Annotated in this window: 16 protein-coding genes and 5 tRNA genes (1 of these 21 cut by a window edge); 17 read left to right on the top strand and 4 right to left on the bottom strand. The window is 41.9% G+C overall.

The window, feature by feature from the left end; translation table 11 throughout:
- The 12 genes from QPK24_RS20265 to QPK24_RS20210 all read left to right on the top strand — a co-directional run.
- A tRNA-Gln gene (locus QPK24_RS20265) sits at nt 1-31 on the top strand (it extends 44 nt beyond the left edge of the window).
- A 7-nt stretch (nt 32-38) separates the two neighbouring features.
- A tRNA-Gly gene (locus QPK24_RS20260) sits at nt 39-113 on the top strand.
- 8 nt (nt 114-121) lie between these two features.
- Nucleotides 122-195, top strand: a tRNA-Cys gene (locus tag QPK24_RS20255).
- An 11-nt stretch (nt 196-206) separates the two neighbouring features.
- Nucleotides 207-292 (top strand) — tRNA-Leu (locus QPK24_RS20250).
- A gap of 96 nt (nt 293-388) precedes the next feature.
- Nucleotides 389-468: transfer RNA gene (locus QPK24_RS20245), tRNA-Leu, on the top strand.
- Nucleotides 469-875: 407 nt separating this feature from the next.
- A complete protein-coding gene (locus QPK24_RS20240; RefSeq protein ID WP_285744225.1) occupies nt 876-1,190 on the top strand; it encodes a LiaF transmembrane domain-containing protein in 315 nt (104 codons plus the stop codon).
- 35 nt (nt 1,191-1,225) lie between these two features.
- Nucleotides 1,226-1,897, top strand: a complete 672-nt coding sequence (locus tag QPK24_RS20235) for a PspA/IM30 family protein (protein WP_285744224.1) — start codon at nt 1,226-1,228, stop codon at nt 1,895-1,897.
- Nucleotides 1,898-1,903: 6 nt separating this feature from the next.
- The gene (locus QPK24_RS20230; protein WP_285744222.1) at nt 1,904-2,359 is read left to right on the top strand and encodes a PspC domain-containing protein; all 456 of its coding nucleotides are present in this window, start codon (nt 1,904-1,906) and stop codon (nt 2,357-2,359) included.
- Nucleotide 2,360: 1 nt separating this feature from the next.
- A complete protein-coding gene (locus tag QPK24_RS20225) occupies nt 2,361-3,059 on the top strand; it encodes a PspA/IM30 family protein (RefSeq protein WP_285744220.1) in 699 nt (232 codons plus the stop codon).
- A gap of 220 nt (nt 3,060-3,279) precedes the next feature.
- Nucleotides 3,280-3,927: a cell wall-active antibiotics response protein LiaF gene (liaF, locus tag QPK24_RS20220; protein ID WP_285744218.1), complete on the top strand. Its 648-nt coding sequence runs from the start codon at nt 3,280-3,282 to the stop codon at nt 3,925-3,927.
- Between the two features lie 27 nt (nt 3,928-3,954).
- Nucleotides 3,955-5,022 carry a sensor histidine kinase gene (locus tag QPK24_RS20215; RefSeq protein ID WP_285744216.1) on the top strand — a complete coding sequence of 356 codons (1,068 nt, stop codon included), beginning with the start codon at nt 3,955-3,957 and terminating at the stop codon, nt 5,020-5,022.
- Between the two features lie 4 nt (nt 5,023-5,026).
- The gene (locus tag QPK24_RS20210; RefSeq protein ID WP_191802287.1) at nt 5,027-5,671 is read left to right on the top strand and encodes a response regulator transcription factor; all 645 of its coding nucleotides are present in this window, start codon (nt 5,027-5,029) and stop codon (nt 5,669-5,671) included.
- A 102-nt stretch (nt 5,672-5,773) separates the two neighbouring features.
- Here QPK24_RS20210 and QPK24_RS20205 read toward each other — a convergent pair whose 3' ends face one another.
- Nucleotides 5,774-6,142, bottom strand: coding sequence for a hypothetical protein (locus tag QPK24_RS20205; RefSeq protein ID WP_285744212.1), 369 nt, complete (start codon nt 6,140-6,142; stop codon nt 5,774-5,776).
- A 346-nt stretch (nt 6,143-6,488) separates the two neighbouring features.
- Between QPK24_RS20205 and zwf the strand changes: the two genes are divergently transcribed.
- Nucleotides 6,489-8,045 (top strand): glucose-6-phosphate dehydrogenase, encoded by a 1,557-nt coding sequence (gene zwf, locus QPK24_RS20200; protein ID WP_285744210.1) that lies wholly within the window; start codon nt 6,489-6,491, stop codon nt 8,043-8,045.
- Nucleotides 8,046-8,186: 141 nt separating this feature from the next.
- Here the strand turns inward: zwf and QPK24_RS20195 are convergent, their stop codons facing one another.
- The gene (locus tag QPK24_RS20195) at nt 8,187-9,059 is read right to left on the bottom strand and encodes an SDR family oxidoreductase (RefSeq protein WP_285744208.1); all 873 of its coding nucleotides are present in this window, start codon (nt 9,057-9,059) and stop codon (nt 8,187-8,189) included.
- A gap of 357 nt (nt 9,060-9,416) precedes the next feature.
- On the opposite strand from QPK24_RS20195, the gene QPK24_RS20190 reads away from it, so the two are divergent.
- Nucleotides 9,417-11,000, top strand: a complete 1,584-nt coding sequence (locus QPK24_RS20190) for a peptide chain release factor 3 (RefSeq protein ID WP_285744206.1) — start codon at nt 9,417-9,419, stop codon at nt 10,998-11,000.
- A 109-nt stretch (nt 11,001-11,109) separates the two neighbouring features.
- On the opposite strand, the gene QPK24_RS20185 is transcribed toward QPK24_RS20190, so the two are convergent.
- Entirely contained in the window at nt 11,110-11,343 is a 234-nt protein-coding gene (locus QPK24_RS20185; RefSeq protein WP_160034680.1) for a small acid-soluble spore protein SspI, read from the bottom strand.
- A 121-nt stretch (nt 11,344-11,464) separates the two neighbouring features.
- Between QPK24_RS20185 and QPK24_RS20180 the strand changes: the two genes are divergently transcribed.
- The 3 genes from QPK24_RS20180 (at nt 11,465) to QPK24_RS20170 (ending at nt 14,139) form a co-directional block, all read left to right on the top strand.
- Complete coding sequence (locus QPK24_RS20180; RefSeq protein ID WP_407083037.1) at nt 11,465-12,136, top strand: potassium channel family protein; 672 nt, start codon at nt 11,465-11,467, stop codon at nt 12,134-12,136.
- Between the two features lie 43 nt (nt 12,137-12,179).
- On the top strand, nt 12,180-12,965 hold the full coding sequence (locus QPK24_RS20175; protein ID WP_285744201.1) for a TrmH family RNA methyltransferase: 786 nt from the start codon (nt 12,180-12,182) through the stop codon (nt 12,963-12,965).
- A gap of 289 nt (nt 12,966-13,254) precedes the next feature.
- On the top strand, nt 13,255-14,139 hold the full coding sequence (locus QPK24_RS20170; protein WP_285744199.1) for a DUF1002 domain-containing protein: 885 nt from the start codon (nt 13,255-13,257) through the stop codon (nt 14,137-14,139).
- Nucleotides 14,140-14,325: 186 nt separating this feature from the next.
- Here the strand turns inward: QPK24_RS20170 and QPK24_RS20165 are convergent, their stop codons facing one another.
- Nucleotides 14,326-14,637: a winged helix-turn-helix transcriptional regulator gene (locus QPK24_RS20165; RefSeq protein ID WP_160034962.1), complete on the bottom strand. Its 312-nt coding sequence runs from the start codon at nt 14,635-14,637 to the stop codon at nt 14,326-14,328.
- Between the last annotated feature and the right edge of the window lie 124 nt (nt 14,638-14,761).

The following is a 14,761-nucleotide window of genomic DNA, read 5'->3' as shown; positions in this document are numbered from 1 at the left end:
TGCATAGGTTCAAATCCTATATCCCCAGCCATTTATTTGCGGACGTGGCTCAGCGGTAGAGCATCGCCTTGCCAAGGCGAGGGTCGCGGGTTCGATTCCCGTCGTCCGCTCCAATATATACGGCGCCATAGCCAAGTGGTAAGGCACAGCTCTGCAAAAGCTTTATCCCCAGTTCGAATCTGGGTGGCGCCTCCATTTTTTTATAAGCGGGAGTGGCGGAATCGGCAGACGCACAGGACTTAAAATCCTGCGGTAGGTGACTATCGTACCAGTTCAAGTCTGGTCTTCCGCATATTTATTTTTTGCCCTAGCTTAGCTAGATCGAGAATTTGACTACGAATCAAAAGGTCCGGAGTTCAAAATTCTGAGGGCGCATATAATAGAATAAGCCGGTGTGGCGGAATTGGCAGACGCGCGCGACTCAAAATCGTGAGGGAAACCGTGGGGGTTCGAGTCCCTTCACCGGCATACATCCATAAGGGTGATATTACTGAATTCAGTAATATCACCCTTATTTTGTTTTTTCACAAATCACATAATAGTAGCTTATGGTTCGTGTGATTTTGTGGTGTATATGGAACTTAAGAAAGTAATAGGACATATTGATCTATTGGTGTTTTATAAAACGTAGATCTGTTTGTTGATCGAGGTCTGTGATCTGAGGTTTGTGATCTGAGGTTTGTGATCTGAGGTTTGTTGATTTGAGGTTGGTTTTATTTAAGGTATACCTAGAGATGCTGTAAAGGTCTTGGATGATCCCCGACCTGAGTCTAGGATAAAAAACCGTCCCCGGTCCGTTTTATAAAGCGCAAGAATTACCTAAAATAAAGACATAAGAAACACGTAGTAAACGAAAGAGGCGGTGATAACAAATTATGAGGTATACAAAAGAGAAAAACTTGGCCATCATTTTGATCGCCATCGGAGCATTATTGTTACTTGGTAAATTTATTCCTTTTCTCGGTTTTATCTCTGGAACGATTATGAGCTACCTAATACCGGTGATTATAATTGCGATCGGATATTACGGTATTAAAAGAGGGAATGCGCTTTTTGGGTATATCATACTGATTATCGGCGTAATTAGCTTGCTCAGTAAACTTGCATGGCTTCTCGGACCGCTTCTTGCAATTGGGCTTATCATCTTCGGTATATCCATGTTAAGAGGTAGAGGAGTAAAACGGTTTTAAAGAAAGAGGAATAGAGAAAAGGGAGGTAAACAAGAATGAGTGTCTTTCGCCGAATGCGGGATATAACCGCAGCTACGATTAACGAACATTTAGAGCAAAGTCAAGATCCAGTGAAAATGATCGACCAGTTTCTAATGGATACAAGAAATGAGATCGGTGAGGTAGAAAAACTGCATGCTCAGTATTCACGTCATACAAGACAATTGAAGCAGCAGGTTGATGATGCCAAAGCTATGATTAATAAACGAGAAGAGCAAGCGCTGCTTGCACTCAAAGCAGAAGAAGATCATCTTGCTAAACTGGCTCTACAAGAAAAAATGCTATACGAAGAAAAGTATAATCAATATATTGGACTTTATGAACAGAGCAGAGATGCTTTAACGGAGTTAGAAGAACAACTGAATCACTTAAAGACTGAATACCAAACGGTCTATAGCAAACGTCAGTACTACTATGCACGAATGCAGACGATCCAGCTCCAGCAGCGAATGAATGAACGAGCTGGCAAAATGGGAGGCACTCAAATTCCAGGTATGTTTGGGAGACTGGAGGATCGGGTCTCCGATCTGGAATATGAAGCAAGAAGCCTTCGTGATCTTCGCAGAGGCGAGCAAGAACGTAATTCATTACAGCATTCCGTATCTGACTTACTTGAAAGAGAGCTGGCAAAGCTCAAAAAGAAGCTGGATAACGGAGGAAAGGAGTAACTATTCATGAGTAAGCTATATCGCTCTAGACGTGATAAAAAAGTGACCGGATTACTTGGCGGTTTATCTCAGACACTGGGTATGGATTCAACTCTGCTGCGGCTAATCTTTATTGTAGTCACATTCTTTTCAGGTGGTGTTTCGATCTTTCTGTACATCCTTGCTGCACTAGTTGTGCCGAAAGAACCTTTCCCGCCTTATGATCCATATGCTCCAGGACCTGGAATGGGTGGGTATCCTGGCGCTGGAGGAGGATTCTCTACTCCTCAAGGCTTTGACTCACAAGGTTATGGAACTCCTAGAGATAATCGTTATAACAGCAATCGTTTTGATAGAGGATTCGGGGCTCCAAAAGAAGATCATTTGGACTCCATGATGGAAGATATCGAGAAAAAAGCATTGAAAAAAGAAAACGAAGAACTTCGTAAAAAACTATCAAAGTATGAGAAGGGAGAATTTTAAAATGGGAGTATTTAAAAGAATTAAAGATATGACAAAAGCGTCGGTAAATGAGGTTCTTGATAAAGTAGAAGATCCAATCATCATGCTCAATCAATACATTCGTGATATGGAAGCAGAAATTCGTGAAGCAGAGGTTACCGTTGCCAAACAAATGGCTAATGAGCGCCGTATGAAACAACGTTTGGAAGAAGCAGAACGTCTTGGTGGACAACGCGAAGCACAAGCAGAATCTGCACTGATCAATGGCCAAGAAGAAGTCGCACGTAAGCTTCTGGAAGAAAAAATTTACTACGATCAAAAGGTGTCTGAATATCAGAATTTGCATGCTGAATCTGAGACTCAAGCGAAAGAACTTGTACAACAACTGCATGATATGAAAGATGAGTTCTACAAAATGCGTAATAAACGCAATGAGCTTGTATCCCGTGCCCAAATGGCTAAAGCAAGAAAACAAATGTCCCAAATTAACAGTGTTCATTCCATTGAGAGCGGCAATGCATCACTCGGATTCCACCGTATGGAAGAAAAAATCATGCAACTGGAAGCAGAAGCAGATGTAATGCGTGTACCTTACAGCTCCAGCTCATATACTCCTAACTCTGTAGATCAGGAAAAACAATTCCAAGTCAATGAGCAGCTGGAAGCATTGAAAAGTAAATTAAATGGAAAAGCTTCCTCTTCTGAAGCTCCAAAAGAATAAACTATCCAATGTAACATAGGATATGATATCCTAAGAATCGTGGAAAAGCCATACGGAGTTCATCCTTCGTATGGCCTTTTTACTGAAAACATGAAGTGATGTATGGAATACTATTCTTAGATTTAATTCATGCAGATAAATTAAGGATACACATAATAGGTATACATAACACGGATGAAAAGAGGTAACTCTGTTTATCTATAAAAAGGGGGTGTGACGAATGAGTAGAGGAAAGTCGCTGTTTGCTGTTCTGGCAATAGGGATTGGCTTAATGATGTTGCTGGGGAAATTTTTGAGTTTCTTTACTATCGTTGCACTGCTCTTATTGATTTTTGGATATTACAAACATAAATCAGGGGACACCAAAAAAGGTCGAACTTTGATGTGGGCAGGAACCGCAATCATTATTCTTGACAATCTTATTCTCGTAGTTGGGATAATGCTGATTTCACTCGGTATTTTTTATTGGAAAGGACGTAAAGTCCAGCCGCGTGAAGAATATATAATTCATCAGAACTTTATGTCTAATTATGCATGGGATCAAGCACCTTGGATTCTTCGTAACACCAGTATATGGCATGTTATAGGAGAAGTAGATGCGGATCTTTCTCTTGCACTTCCTGAAGAAAAAGAAACGGTCATTTATTTACAAGGTGTGATGGGAGATATTGACCTGTCGATCCCTGAGGATTACGGTGTAGAAATTGAAGCCTTTGTGCTACTCGGAAGACAAAAGTTTGGAAACGATCAGAAAAGCGGTGGAATGAACAGACTTGTCTACCAATCTCCTGGATATGCAGGAAGTGAATACAAAGTTAAATTTGTAATTTCCTATTTAATTGGAGACCTTGACGTAAAACTAACGTAATACTATCTATAAGAGAGGAGGTTCCGGATGCATTCCGAAAAGACAAAAAACATGGTGACTCGCGGCATGGGACAGGGCATTCTGTTTTCTGTACTGCTGGGAGCTGTCATTATCTATATTCTTTCTTCTTATGGCTATTTAACTCCTTGGTCGACATGGGATCGATGGATTCCGTTCGGAGCAACTCTCGTATTATTGTTAGTAGGTGTGGGTGCTTGCTACGGATTCTTTCAAGCTTATCGAACAAAAGTAAAATTGGAGAGGCTGCGAGAGACATTATTGCAGTGGGAAAAGGGCAGTGTAATGAGAGCTGTTCCTGAGCTAGGAAGCGATGAGATCGGAAGACTGGGAGAGCAACTCTCTCGTATCAGCAAAAAGTGGGAGGAGCAAGTGAGTTCTTTACAGCGCTTGTCCACGAATAATGCACAACTGGCAGAGAAGGCGCGGATCTCTGCGATCGTAGAGGAAAGACAGCGACTTGCTCGAGAACTGCATGATGCGGTATCTCAGCAGCTTTTTGCTATCTCGATGACAGCTACGGCAGTCGGCAGGACACTTGATAAGGATTTTAATCGTGCGAAGAGACAAGTGGCGCTTATCGAGGAGATGTCAGCTGTTGCCCAGTCCGAAATGAGGGCATTGTTACTTCATTTGCGGCCTGTCTATTTAGAAGGGAAACATCTTGAACAGGGCCTTAGAGAGTTGGTAAGAGAACTGCAAGCGAAAGTCCCAATGGAAATATTGTTTGAGATGGATGAGAATATTCACTTGGTAAAAGGAGTGGAGAATCACCTTTTTCGCATTATTCAGGAAGCGATGTCTAATACCCTTAGACATGCAAAAGCAGAAAAGATGGAAATTCGGATATTACGAAAAGACAAGGCAGTGAAGGTTGTCATTCGAGACGATGGAGAAGGTTTTGAATTAGATGATAAAAAACAGGCCTCCTATGGTCTTTCTAATATGCAGGAACGGGTGAACGAAATTGGAGGGTCTATTCTCTGGATTACAGCACCGGGTAAAGGAACAAGAATAGAAATTACCGTTCCTGTGATGGATGAAGAAAGCGAGGTAACCCCAGACTATGGAAGATGAATTGATGGAACGAAATATCAAAGTGCTTTTGGTCGATGATCACGAAATGGTACGGATCGGTCTAGCTGCCGTGCTGGATACCGAAGAAGGAATTGAAGTAATCGGAGAAGCAGGGAGTGGAGAAGAAGGTCTCCGGCTTGCTAAAGAGTACAAACCTGATGTAGTACTCATGGATCTCGTGATGGACGGGATGGACGGAATTGAAACCACTAGAGAACTGCTTAAACTGCAGCCAGATTGCAAAGTAATTGTACTTACCAGTTATTTAGATGATGAAAAGATGTATCCCGTTATTGAAGCTGGAGCATTTAGTTACTTACTCAAAACGTCACGTGCTACCGAAATTGCAGATGCCATTCGAGCAGCGGATCGCGGACAGTCTGTTCTGGAATCACAAGTGGCATCCAAAATGATGAATCGTTTTAGACAGCCTCCTGCGCAAATGAAAGCACATGAAGATCTAACGGATCGCGAAATGGATGTCTTGCGGTTACTCGCTCAGGGTAAATCCAATCAAGATATCGCAGATACGCTAATCATTGGGATCAAGACCGTGAAATTTCATGTGACCAACATTTTAGCAAAACTCGATGTAGATGATCGTACGCAAGCTGCGATCTATGCTTATAAGAATGGCTTAGCAGAATGAATATACACATATGTACGGTACGATTCTCATCTTCGGAAGGAAGAAAAGAGATTCGTACCTTTTTCATTTTGAAAAGAGTTTAGGAGAGCAATTGAATCCACATTAGATAAGGAATAACAAAGCCAGAGCGGTTAAACCTAAAGCCCAGCCCCATCCAGCTCCCCATCCGCCGCCATATCCGTAACCGCCGTATCCGCCGTAAGGGTAGAAACCTTTGATCTTTGCGTCTTTTTTACGTTTCTTTTTCTTCTTTGTTATTTCTGTGTTTGAATTCGTCTCAAGAATGCTGGACTTATATGCTCGGCATGGACGATATTGCTGATTACGACGTTCATCTGCTACGAAGACATGTGTATTATTACATGCTTTAAGTCTGCCGAAAATACGCCGGCCGTCTTTCGTTACCGCACAAACCATCTTTCCACAATGGCGGCTTAATACCTCTGGAGTTAAAGGATTGACAGGATACATCTCGTACACCTCTTCATTAAATAAGATAGTAGTCAAGATATTTATATTCTTACAGAGTTAAATAGGTTTGGACGAAGGACTAAGCTAGTGAAAATAACTCTACTTTTAAGGGAGTAAGTACGCCGATCAAGGTGAATATTAAAACAAAGACATCAAAGTGAAGGTTTGATGAATGTTTATTGAAAGTAAAAGATTAGCAGAGAAAGTTCGTAGCATTCGAAGGAACACTTATGCTAAAATATTTTCAACATAAATGACTTTTGCTCCTGTGGAAAAGGCGAAAGTTCACTTGAGACACATTGTAATAAACTAAAAAATCTATGATATATAGGGGAAAGAAGGGGCCATGAATACGAATCAACCATTGGAATCACTCAAGACTTCAGGTGCCGTATTTTTCATTTTTGGTGCTACAGGAGATCTTGCTCGGCGCAAGCTATTCCCAGCTATTTATAGTCTGTACCGTGAAGGTAAATTAGCACAAGATTTTGCAGTTGTCGGTTTGGCACGTCGTCCGCGTACACGTGAAGAATTCCGTCTTGATGTACATACATCCATCCAAGAATTTTGCCGCTATTCCAGTGATTCAATTGAAGATGAGGAATGGTTAACATTTGCAGAACACTTTGAGTATCAGTCACTTGATATTAATAATGTCGATGGTTTCCGTGAGCTGTGTGTTCTGACTGAGGAACTAGAAACGAAGTTTAATATTCCGGGTAACCGTATGTTCTACCTGGCTTTGGCTCCTGAACTATTTGGCAGTGTGTCGTATAACTTAAAAGAAGGTGGACTTCTAGAGAGTGCAGGATGGCATAGACTTGTGATCGAGAAACCATTTGGATATGATCTAGCTTCGGCTGAAAAATTAAATGAGCAAATTAGAGAAGTATTCCGCGAGGAAGAGATCTACCGTATCGATCATTATCTGGGTAAAGAAATGGTGCAAAATATTGAAGTTATCCGCTTTGGTAATGCGTTCTTTGAACCTTTGTGGAATAACAAACATATTGCAAATATCCAGATTACACTTGGAGAAACGGTCGGAGTGGAAGATCGCGGCGGATATTATGACTCAGCAGGTGCACTTCGGGATATGGGACAGAATCATATGCTGCAAATGCTTACCATGATCGCTATGGAGCCGCCTAGCAGATTGCTTCCTGAGGACATTCGTGATGAGAAGGTGAAAGTTCTTCGGTCACTTCGCCCTTATGCAACTAGCGACGATGTGAAGAATAACGTAGTGCGCGGTCAATACACAGCAGGTGAAGTGAGAGGCACTGAACTTCCTGGATATCGTCAGGAGGAGAAGGTGGATCCTAATTCTAATACAGAGACTTATTTTGCAGCTCGTGTATTTGTAGATAATTTCCGCTGGGCAGGCGTACCTTTTTATATCCGTACGGGAAAACGTCTGCCTGTCAAAACAACAGAGGTTGTAGTCGAGTTTAAATCGATGCCAACCAATGTCTATTTAGGACAGAAACATAAGCTAGAACCTAACTTGCTCGTTATTCGTGTGAATCCAATGGAAGGAATCTACATTAAGATTAATGCGAAGAAACCAGGGACAGACTCACAAATTGAGCCGCTCGCAATGGATTTCTGTCAGAGCTGCATGATTGGAATTAACTCGCCGGAAGCCTACGAACGACTTATTCACGATGCAACGAAAGGCGATTCAACTTACTTTACTCGTTGGGATGAAGTGGCGACAGCCTGGTCATTCGTGGATCGGATTGCTGCTGCTTGGGCAGAGAATTCAGGTGATATTGAGACATATCCTGCGGGAAGCTGGGGACCGAAAGCTACAGAAGATTTACTGGCGAAAGATGGATACTTCTGGTGGCCGGTCAATGGTCAGGACGAAGATAATGTAGTGTGGATTAAAAATCACTAATGGCATTACAATAATGAAAAAGCAGGTCAATCTCTACGGAGAATGCCTGCTTTTTCTCATTATTTTATTAAGACTTATTGTGTAAGACTTATTGTATAAAGTTTTTGTGCTATATTTTGTACAGGATTTATCGTATAAAGTTTAGGAAGACATAGTCATACCGCCATTAACATGGATACACTGACCGGTCATATAAGAACCTTCGTCAGAAGCAAGCAGTACGTAAGCTCCTACATGCTCAGCAGGTTGTCCCGGACGGCCCATAGGCACATCTTGTCCAAAACTTTCTACCATCTCTTCATCCATAGTAGAAGGAATGAGCGGAGTCCAGATTGGACCTGGGGCTACCATGTTTACTCGAATGTTTTTCTTAGCAAGACTTTGGGCCATACTGCGGGTAAACCCAACGATAGCTCCTTTAGTTGAAGTATAGTCAATAAATACTTGGTTCCCCACGTAAGGATTAACGGAAGTCGTGCTGATAATAGAGCTTCCTTCTTTAAGGTGAGGTACCGCATACTTCGTCATATAGAAAACGGAATAGATATTTGTTTTAAATGTTTTATCCCATTGTTCACTCGTAATGTTCTCAATTCCTTCCACTACGAACTGAATTGCTGCATTATTGACGAGAATATCAAGTTTACCGAATTCTTGTACTGTTTTATCTACGATTTCTTTACAAGTGTTCTCATCGGACACATCGCCGGGAAGAAGCAGTGCTTTCACGCCTTCTGCCTCAATATATTTTTTCGTTTCTTCCGCATCACCTTGCTCTTGATCGGAGAGATAGTTAATGGCTACGTGAGCACCTTCTTTTGCATAAGCAATGGCAACAGCACGCCCAATTCCGCTGTCTCCGCCTGTAATAAGAGTCACTTTACCTTTTAATTTTTCACTGCCTTTGTAATCTAGAGGCTGAATGGGACGAGGATCCATTTGGGATTCTACGCCAGGTTGACTCGCTTGTGTTTGTTTTGGAGTTCCATTTTTTTGTTGTTCGTAGATATTCATAAGTTGTCATCCTCCATTTAGCTAATAGGTTGTATCGTAAATTACCCGTCTCATTTGTTCTAAAACAAAATATTTTCAAGAAATTAATAGATATAGGGAGGGAATATAGGTAAATATAATTGTTGAATGTGGTACAATAGGAAAGTTGACTTAGTGGGATATATCATTTTAAGGAATGTAAAATTTGCTCTTGTAACGGAAGGAAGGTGGCACCCTTGTGAGTAACCAGCTACATTTTTTATTATGTTATAGAGACTTGCAGAGGGACTCCTTATAGCCTTCTCACAAAGAGCCTATATGAAATAGATCATACAAATATTTAATATTAATTTACTGAAGGGTAAGAGGGATAACAAAATGAGTAAATCACAAGAACATGTTATACAGAAAGAAGTCGACAAACGTCGTACGTTTGCGATTATTTCTCACCCGGATGCCGGGAAAACGACACTAACGGAAAAGCTCCTTTTATTCGGGGGTGCAATTCGTCTTGCAGGTACTGTAAAAGCACGTAAGGCTAGTAAGCACGCAACGAGTGACTGGATGGAAATCGAAAAGCAACGGGGGATCTCTGTAACGTCTTCTGTTATGCAGTTTGATTATAATGGACACCGTATTAACATTCTTGATACACCTGGTCACCAAGATTTCAGTGAGGACACTTATCGTACGCTTACTGCAGCCGATAGTGCAGTCATGCTGATTGACGTGGCTAAAGGGGTCGAGGCTCAGACGATCAAGTTGTTCCAGGTCTGCGCGAAACGCGGGATTCCCATCTTTACGTTCATCAACAAATTGGACCGTGAAGGACAGAGCCCGTTTGATCTGATGGAGGAGCTGGAGAACGTACTCGGAATTCGTTCGGTACCAATGAACTGGCCAATCGGAATGGGACGGGAACTGTGCGGAGTATATGATCGGATGAAAAATCAGGTTGAATTATTCCAAGGAGATGACCACTCCAACATCCAAGTACAAAAAGTAGACAGTTATGAAGACCCGGTAATTCGTGAGATGGCGGGTGAGTTCCTGCATGAGCAGTTGAAACAGGATCTAGAGCTGCTGGATGTTGCTGGAGACCCATTTGATTATGAGAAAGTATTAAAAGGAGAATTAACTCCGGTATTCTTTGGCAGTGCGGTAAATAACTTTGGTGTTCAAACGTTCTTAGAGAACTTCCTTGAACTTGCACCTAAACCTGAACCGCGCCGCAGTACGGAAGGTATGGTAGAGCCGACGAACGAGAAGTTCAGCGGATACGTATTCAAAATTCAAGCGAATATGAACCCTGCTCACCGTGACCGTGTTGCCTTCCTTCGGATTGTATCCGGAAAATTCGAACGCGGAATGAGTGTTCGCCATGTACGAGCAGGCAAAGAGATCAAGCTGTCTCAACCGCAGCAGTTTCTCGCCCAAGATCGGGATATCGTTCAGGAAGCTTATCCTGGAGATATTATCGGTTTGTTTGATCCCGGCATTTTCCGAATTGGAGACTCGCTAAGTCAAGGCGGTAATATTGTGTTTGATGAATTGCCAACATTCTCTCCTGAGATTTTCTCCAAAGTTACGGTTAAAAATGCCTTGAAACATAAACAGTATCAAAAAGGGCTTGACCAGTTAACCGAAGAGGGAACCATCCAGGTATTCCGTACAGCAAGCTTTGATGAAACCATTCTTGGCGTAGTTGGACAATTGCAATTCGAAGTATTTGAACATCGGATGAAAGCAGAGTATGGGGTAGATGTACAGTTACAACGTATGCCGTATCAGTTTGCTCGCTGGATTATTGATGAGAAAATTGATCCAAGTAAATTCCGGATTAACTCAGTCCTTGTTAAGGATAAGAAAGACAATTATGTTGTCCTATTCGAAAATGAATACGCGATGAGAACAGCAATCGATAAAAACCCGACGGCTCAATTCCTTGAAATGGCGCCTTAAGCAGCTAATTCGTTAGAAGAGCAAGATATTGATACAATAAAAAATCCTCCGTCCCATGAATATGGGTCGGGGGATTTCTTTTTTGCAGTAAAAGAAACAGATAAGGATCCTAGGTTAGTGGTACGGGTTTAACCGTCTTTAAATGTGCTTGCGCCACTTTGACGAGTTCATCCCGTTTCTCTGCAGAGAGCTGTTTCCAGATCATTTCAAAAATAGAGCCAAGCCCCGGTAATGCTGCTTCGGGACCGTCAATGGAACCTTCAATCATTTCCTTAAGCTCTTGATCGGTCTTACCGTGCACCTTGTGAACAATAGCTTGGCGCAAATCCATTACGATTGGCATTCGCTTGTCCCTCCAAATTCAGTCTTTTCCTGCATCTATACTGTTCCCCGCACTTCTTGCTTACATTCAAGTTTTTCAGACATTGTGGTATACTACGTAGGATGATAGCACCGCAGGAGGTATCCATATTATGGCTAAGAAGCAATATGCCGTCATCGGTATGGGCCGTTTCGGATCCAGTGTCGCAAGCGTTCTTAGCGATATGGGGTTTGATGTGCTCGCCATTGATCGGGATGAGCAAAGAACTCAGGAAATATCAAATGTAGTAACCCACGCGGTTTCCGCGGATTCTACAGATGAAGAGGCACTCAGGGCGCTTGGAATACGTAATTTTGACGTAGTAGTTGTCTCTATCGGGGAAGATATTCAGGCCAGTATTCTGACGACACTGATCCTTAAGGATATGGGAATTACTACACTGGTTGTTAAAGCGAAAACAGAACTACATGGCAAGGTGCTCGAAAAAATCGGTGCAGACAAAGTCGTTTATCCAGAAAGAGATATGGGCATGCGGGTTGCTCACCATCTGGCATCTCCTAATATTCTGGATTACATTGAATTGTCCGATGATTACAGCATTCTTGAAATGAAAGCATCTTCAAATATGATAGGGCAAAATTTAAAACAGCTTGATATACGTGCACGCTACGGTTGCAACGTGATTGCGATTCGGCGGGGGACACAGATGAACATTTCACCGTATGCGGAAGACAGCATACTTCAAAATGATGTTCTTATCATTGTAGGTCATAAAGATAACCTCAGTAAGATGGAGCTGTCTTATTCGAAATAAGAAATAAATGAACTGGTGAAAGACATAAAGAAGGGAACTAAACATGGAAATTGCTTCTGTTAACAATCCTCGTGTTAAGGATTGGGCTCAGCTTCTCGAGAAGAAGCATCGAACGAGACAAGGGAAATACATCATTGAAGGCATACATCTCGTCCAGGAGGCGCTTCTGCATCAAGCTGAGATCGAATGTATTGCTTATGATATGGATAAAGGCATCCCGAGTGAACTTAGCAGGTATGAAGGTACAGCGGGTGTAGAATGGATTGGGGTATCGGCTGCTGTTATTGCTAAATGTACAGATACGGTGACACCGCAAGCGGTGTTTGCTGTCATTCGTAAAGATACTAAGCAAGCGGATGAAATCCTCCGTAAACCGGATAGTCTCGTTATTGTGCTGGACCGGCTCCAGGATCCTGGAAATGTGGGCACGATCATTCGCAGTGCAGACGCTGCGGGGGCCGATGGTGTTATTCTAGGACGCGGAAGCGCGGATGTGTATAATCCGAAGACCATCAGGTCAACGATGGGATCGTTTTTTCACCTTCCGGTTGTAGAAGCTGATCTTAGTGTAATCCTTCCCGAAGCAAAAGAAGCAGGTGTCACACTTGTGAGCACTTCCCTTGATGCAGAAGACTCCTGTTACTCGTATGACTTCAAAGGTTCACGCTGGATCGTCATTGGTAATGAGGGAAGCGGTGTATCGGAAGAAGTAAACGAGCTTGTTGATGATGCTGTAATTATCCCAAGCAAGGGACAGGCAGAGTCACTCAATGCGGCGATGGCAGCGACGGTACTTTTGTTTGAAGCAATGCGTCAGCGCCATTACTAACAAGTGAAAGCTAGTTAATATCGACTATCCTTGAGCAGCTTATGCTCTGGATAGTTTTCTTTTTGTCTAAAATCATGAAATCAAAGAGCGTAGGTTTATATTTATTTTGGAACTTTTTTGACGGAGAATACGTCTTTTATTACAAGCAGGAAGCATCTTAAGGCAGAGCGAAGGACAACCATGGTATACTATGGAGGCTGAGCTAGATGTGAATAGATAGAGAAAAGAGCTCTGCTATATTTTAGATGAAAGAAAAAACAGATGATTTACGTTAAAAAGGAGAGTCATAATGAACATTCTACGTAAATGGACAGCTCTTGTGCTGTCGGCGCTACTCATTGTAGCTGTATATAGTCCAATAGCAGTTCATGCCGACGCAGCCGAGGGTGATGTCATTATCATTCTAGGAGAAGATTTAACGAATGATCAAAAAGTAAAAGTATTGGCTGATTTGGAAGCACCAAGTGGCGCTACAGAGTTAACGGTTACTAACAAAGAGGAACATAAATATTTGGGAAATTATTTATCGAAAGCACAAATTGGCACGAGAGCACTTAGTTCTGCCAAGATTGTGATTGGTAAGGCAGGCAGCGGTCTATCCGTGACTACGAATCATATTAACTGGGTAACGAGTGATATGTACCTGAATGCGATGATTACAGCTGGAGTGAAAGATGCACACGTAATGATTACAGCTCCATTTGACGTATCGGGAACCGCGGCTCTTACAGGAATCATAAAAGCTTATGAAACAACGACAGATACTAAAATACCGGAAGAACAAAAACAAGTAGCTAATGAGGAAATTGTTAAAACTGCAAAACTCTCTGATTCGATTGGAGCGGAAGAAACAACGACTCTGATGACGAATATTAAAGAGCAGCTTGCAGAAAAACAGCCTCAGACAAGAGAAGCAATGCAGTCCTTAGTGGAAGATACAGCTAACAACCTGAATATTGCGATACCAGAAGCTCAATTAAATGGACTTGTTGACCTCTTCATGAACATGAAAGATGCCAATATTAACTGGAATGCGGTAGGGGAACAGTTAGATCAAGCGAAGCAGCAGTTTACTGATTTCATTGAATCAGACACAGGACAAGGAATTATCGCCAGCATTAAAAATTTCTTCGTGGGACTTATTGATGCAATAAAAGGTTGGTTCTCATCCTAATTATAAAATGCCGAAGTACGTAAAAATGATCTAATCTCATTTTACGCAGCTTCGGTTCTTTTTTTGTGGAATTTTAGTTGAAATCATCCTTAACAAATAACAAAAACCTTCCAATTTACTCATTCGCATGGGATTGGGAGGTTCTTGTGTGGGTCTGTTTTATTGATTCAAATATTTTTCATGCGTTTATAACCATTCTTTAGCCCAGCGTCCAACTGCATTAAGTGCTCGGGCAAGTTCGGTTCCCTTTCGAGTTAAGGAGTATTCCGTGCGTACGGGTCGATCTGCAATTACATTTCGAAGGATAATTCCTTCTTCTTCTAGTTCTTTCATTCGTTCTACGAGTACTCGCTTACTTAAATCGGGAATTAGGGCATGTATTTCACTGAATCGCTTTGGTTCTTCCATCAAGGTGTGAATAATGGGTGCAACCCATTTTCGTCCAATGATCTGGTAGGACTGGGTCACTTTTTCACACATCTTCAAGTAACTTGACATGGATTCTTGGTCCATTGTAAAAGCCCCCTTCACGTAGGATTGTTTACTATAAGTAACTGTGAAATTCAATGGACTATATCACACTTTTTTTAAACGATTTATTAGTATAACTAATAGGATAGCA

It is taken from the genome of Paenibacillus polygoni (assembly GCF_030263935.1).
GTDB lineage: Bacteria > Bacillota > Bacilli > Paenibacillales > Paenibacillaceae > Paenibacillus > Paenibacillus polygoni.
The sequence above is the reverse complement of the archived record's forward strand: the minus strand, read 5'-3'. Positions and strand labels throughout refer to the sequence as shown.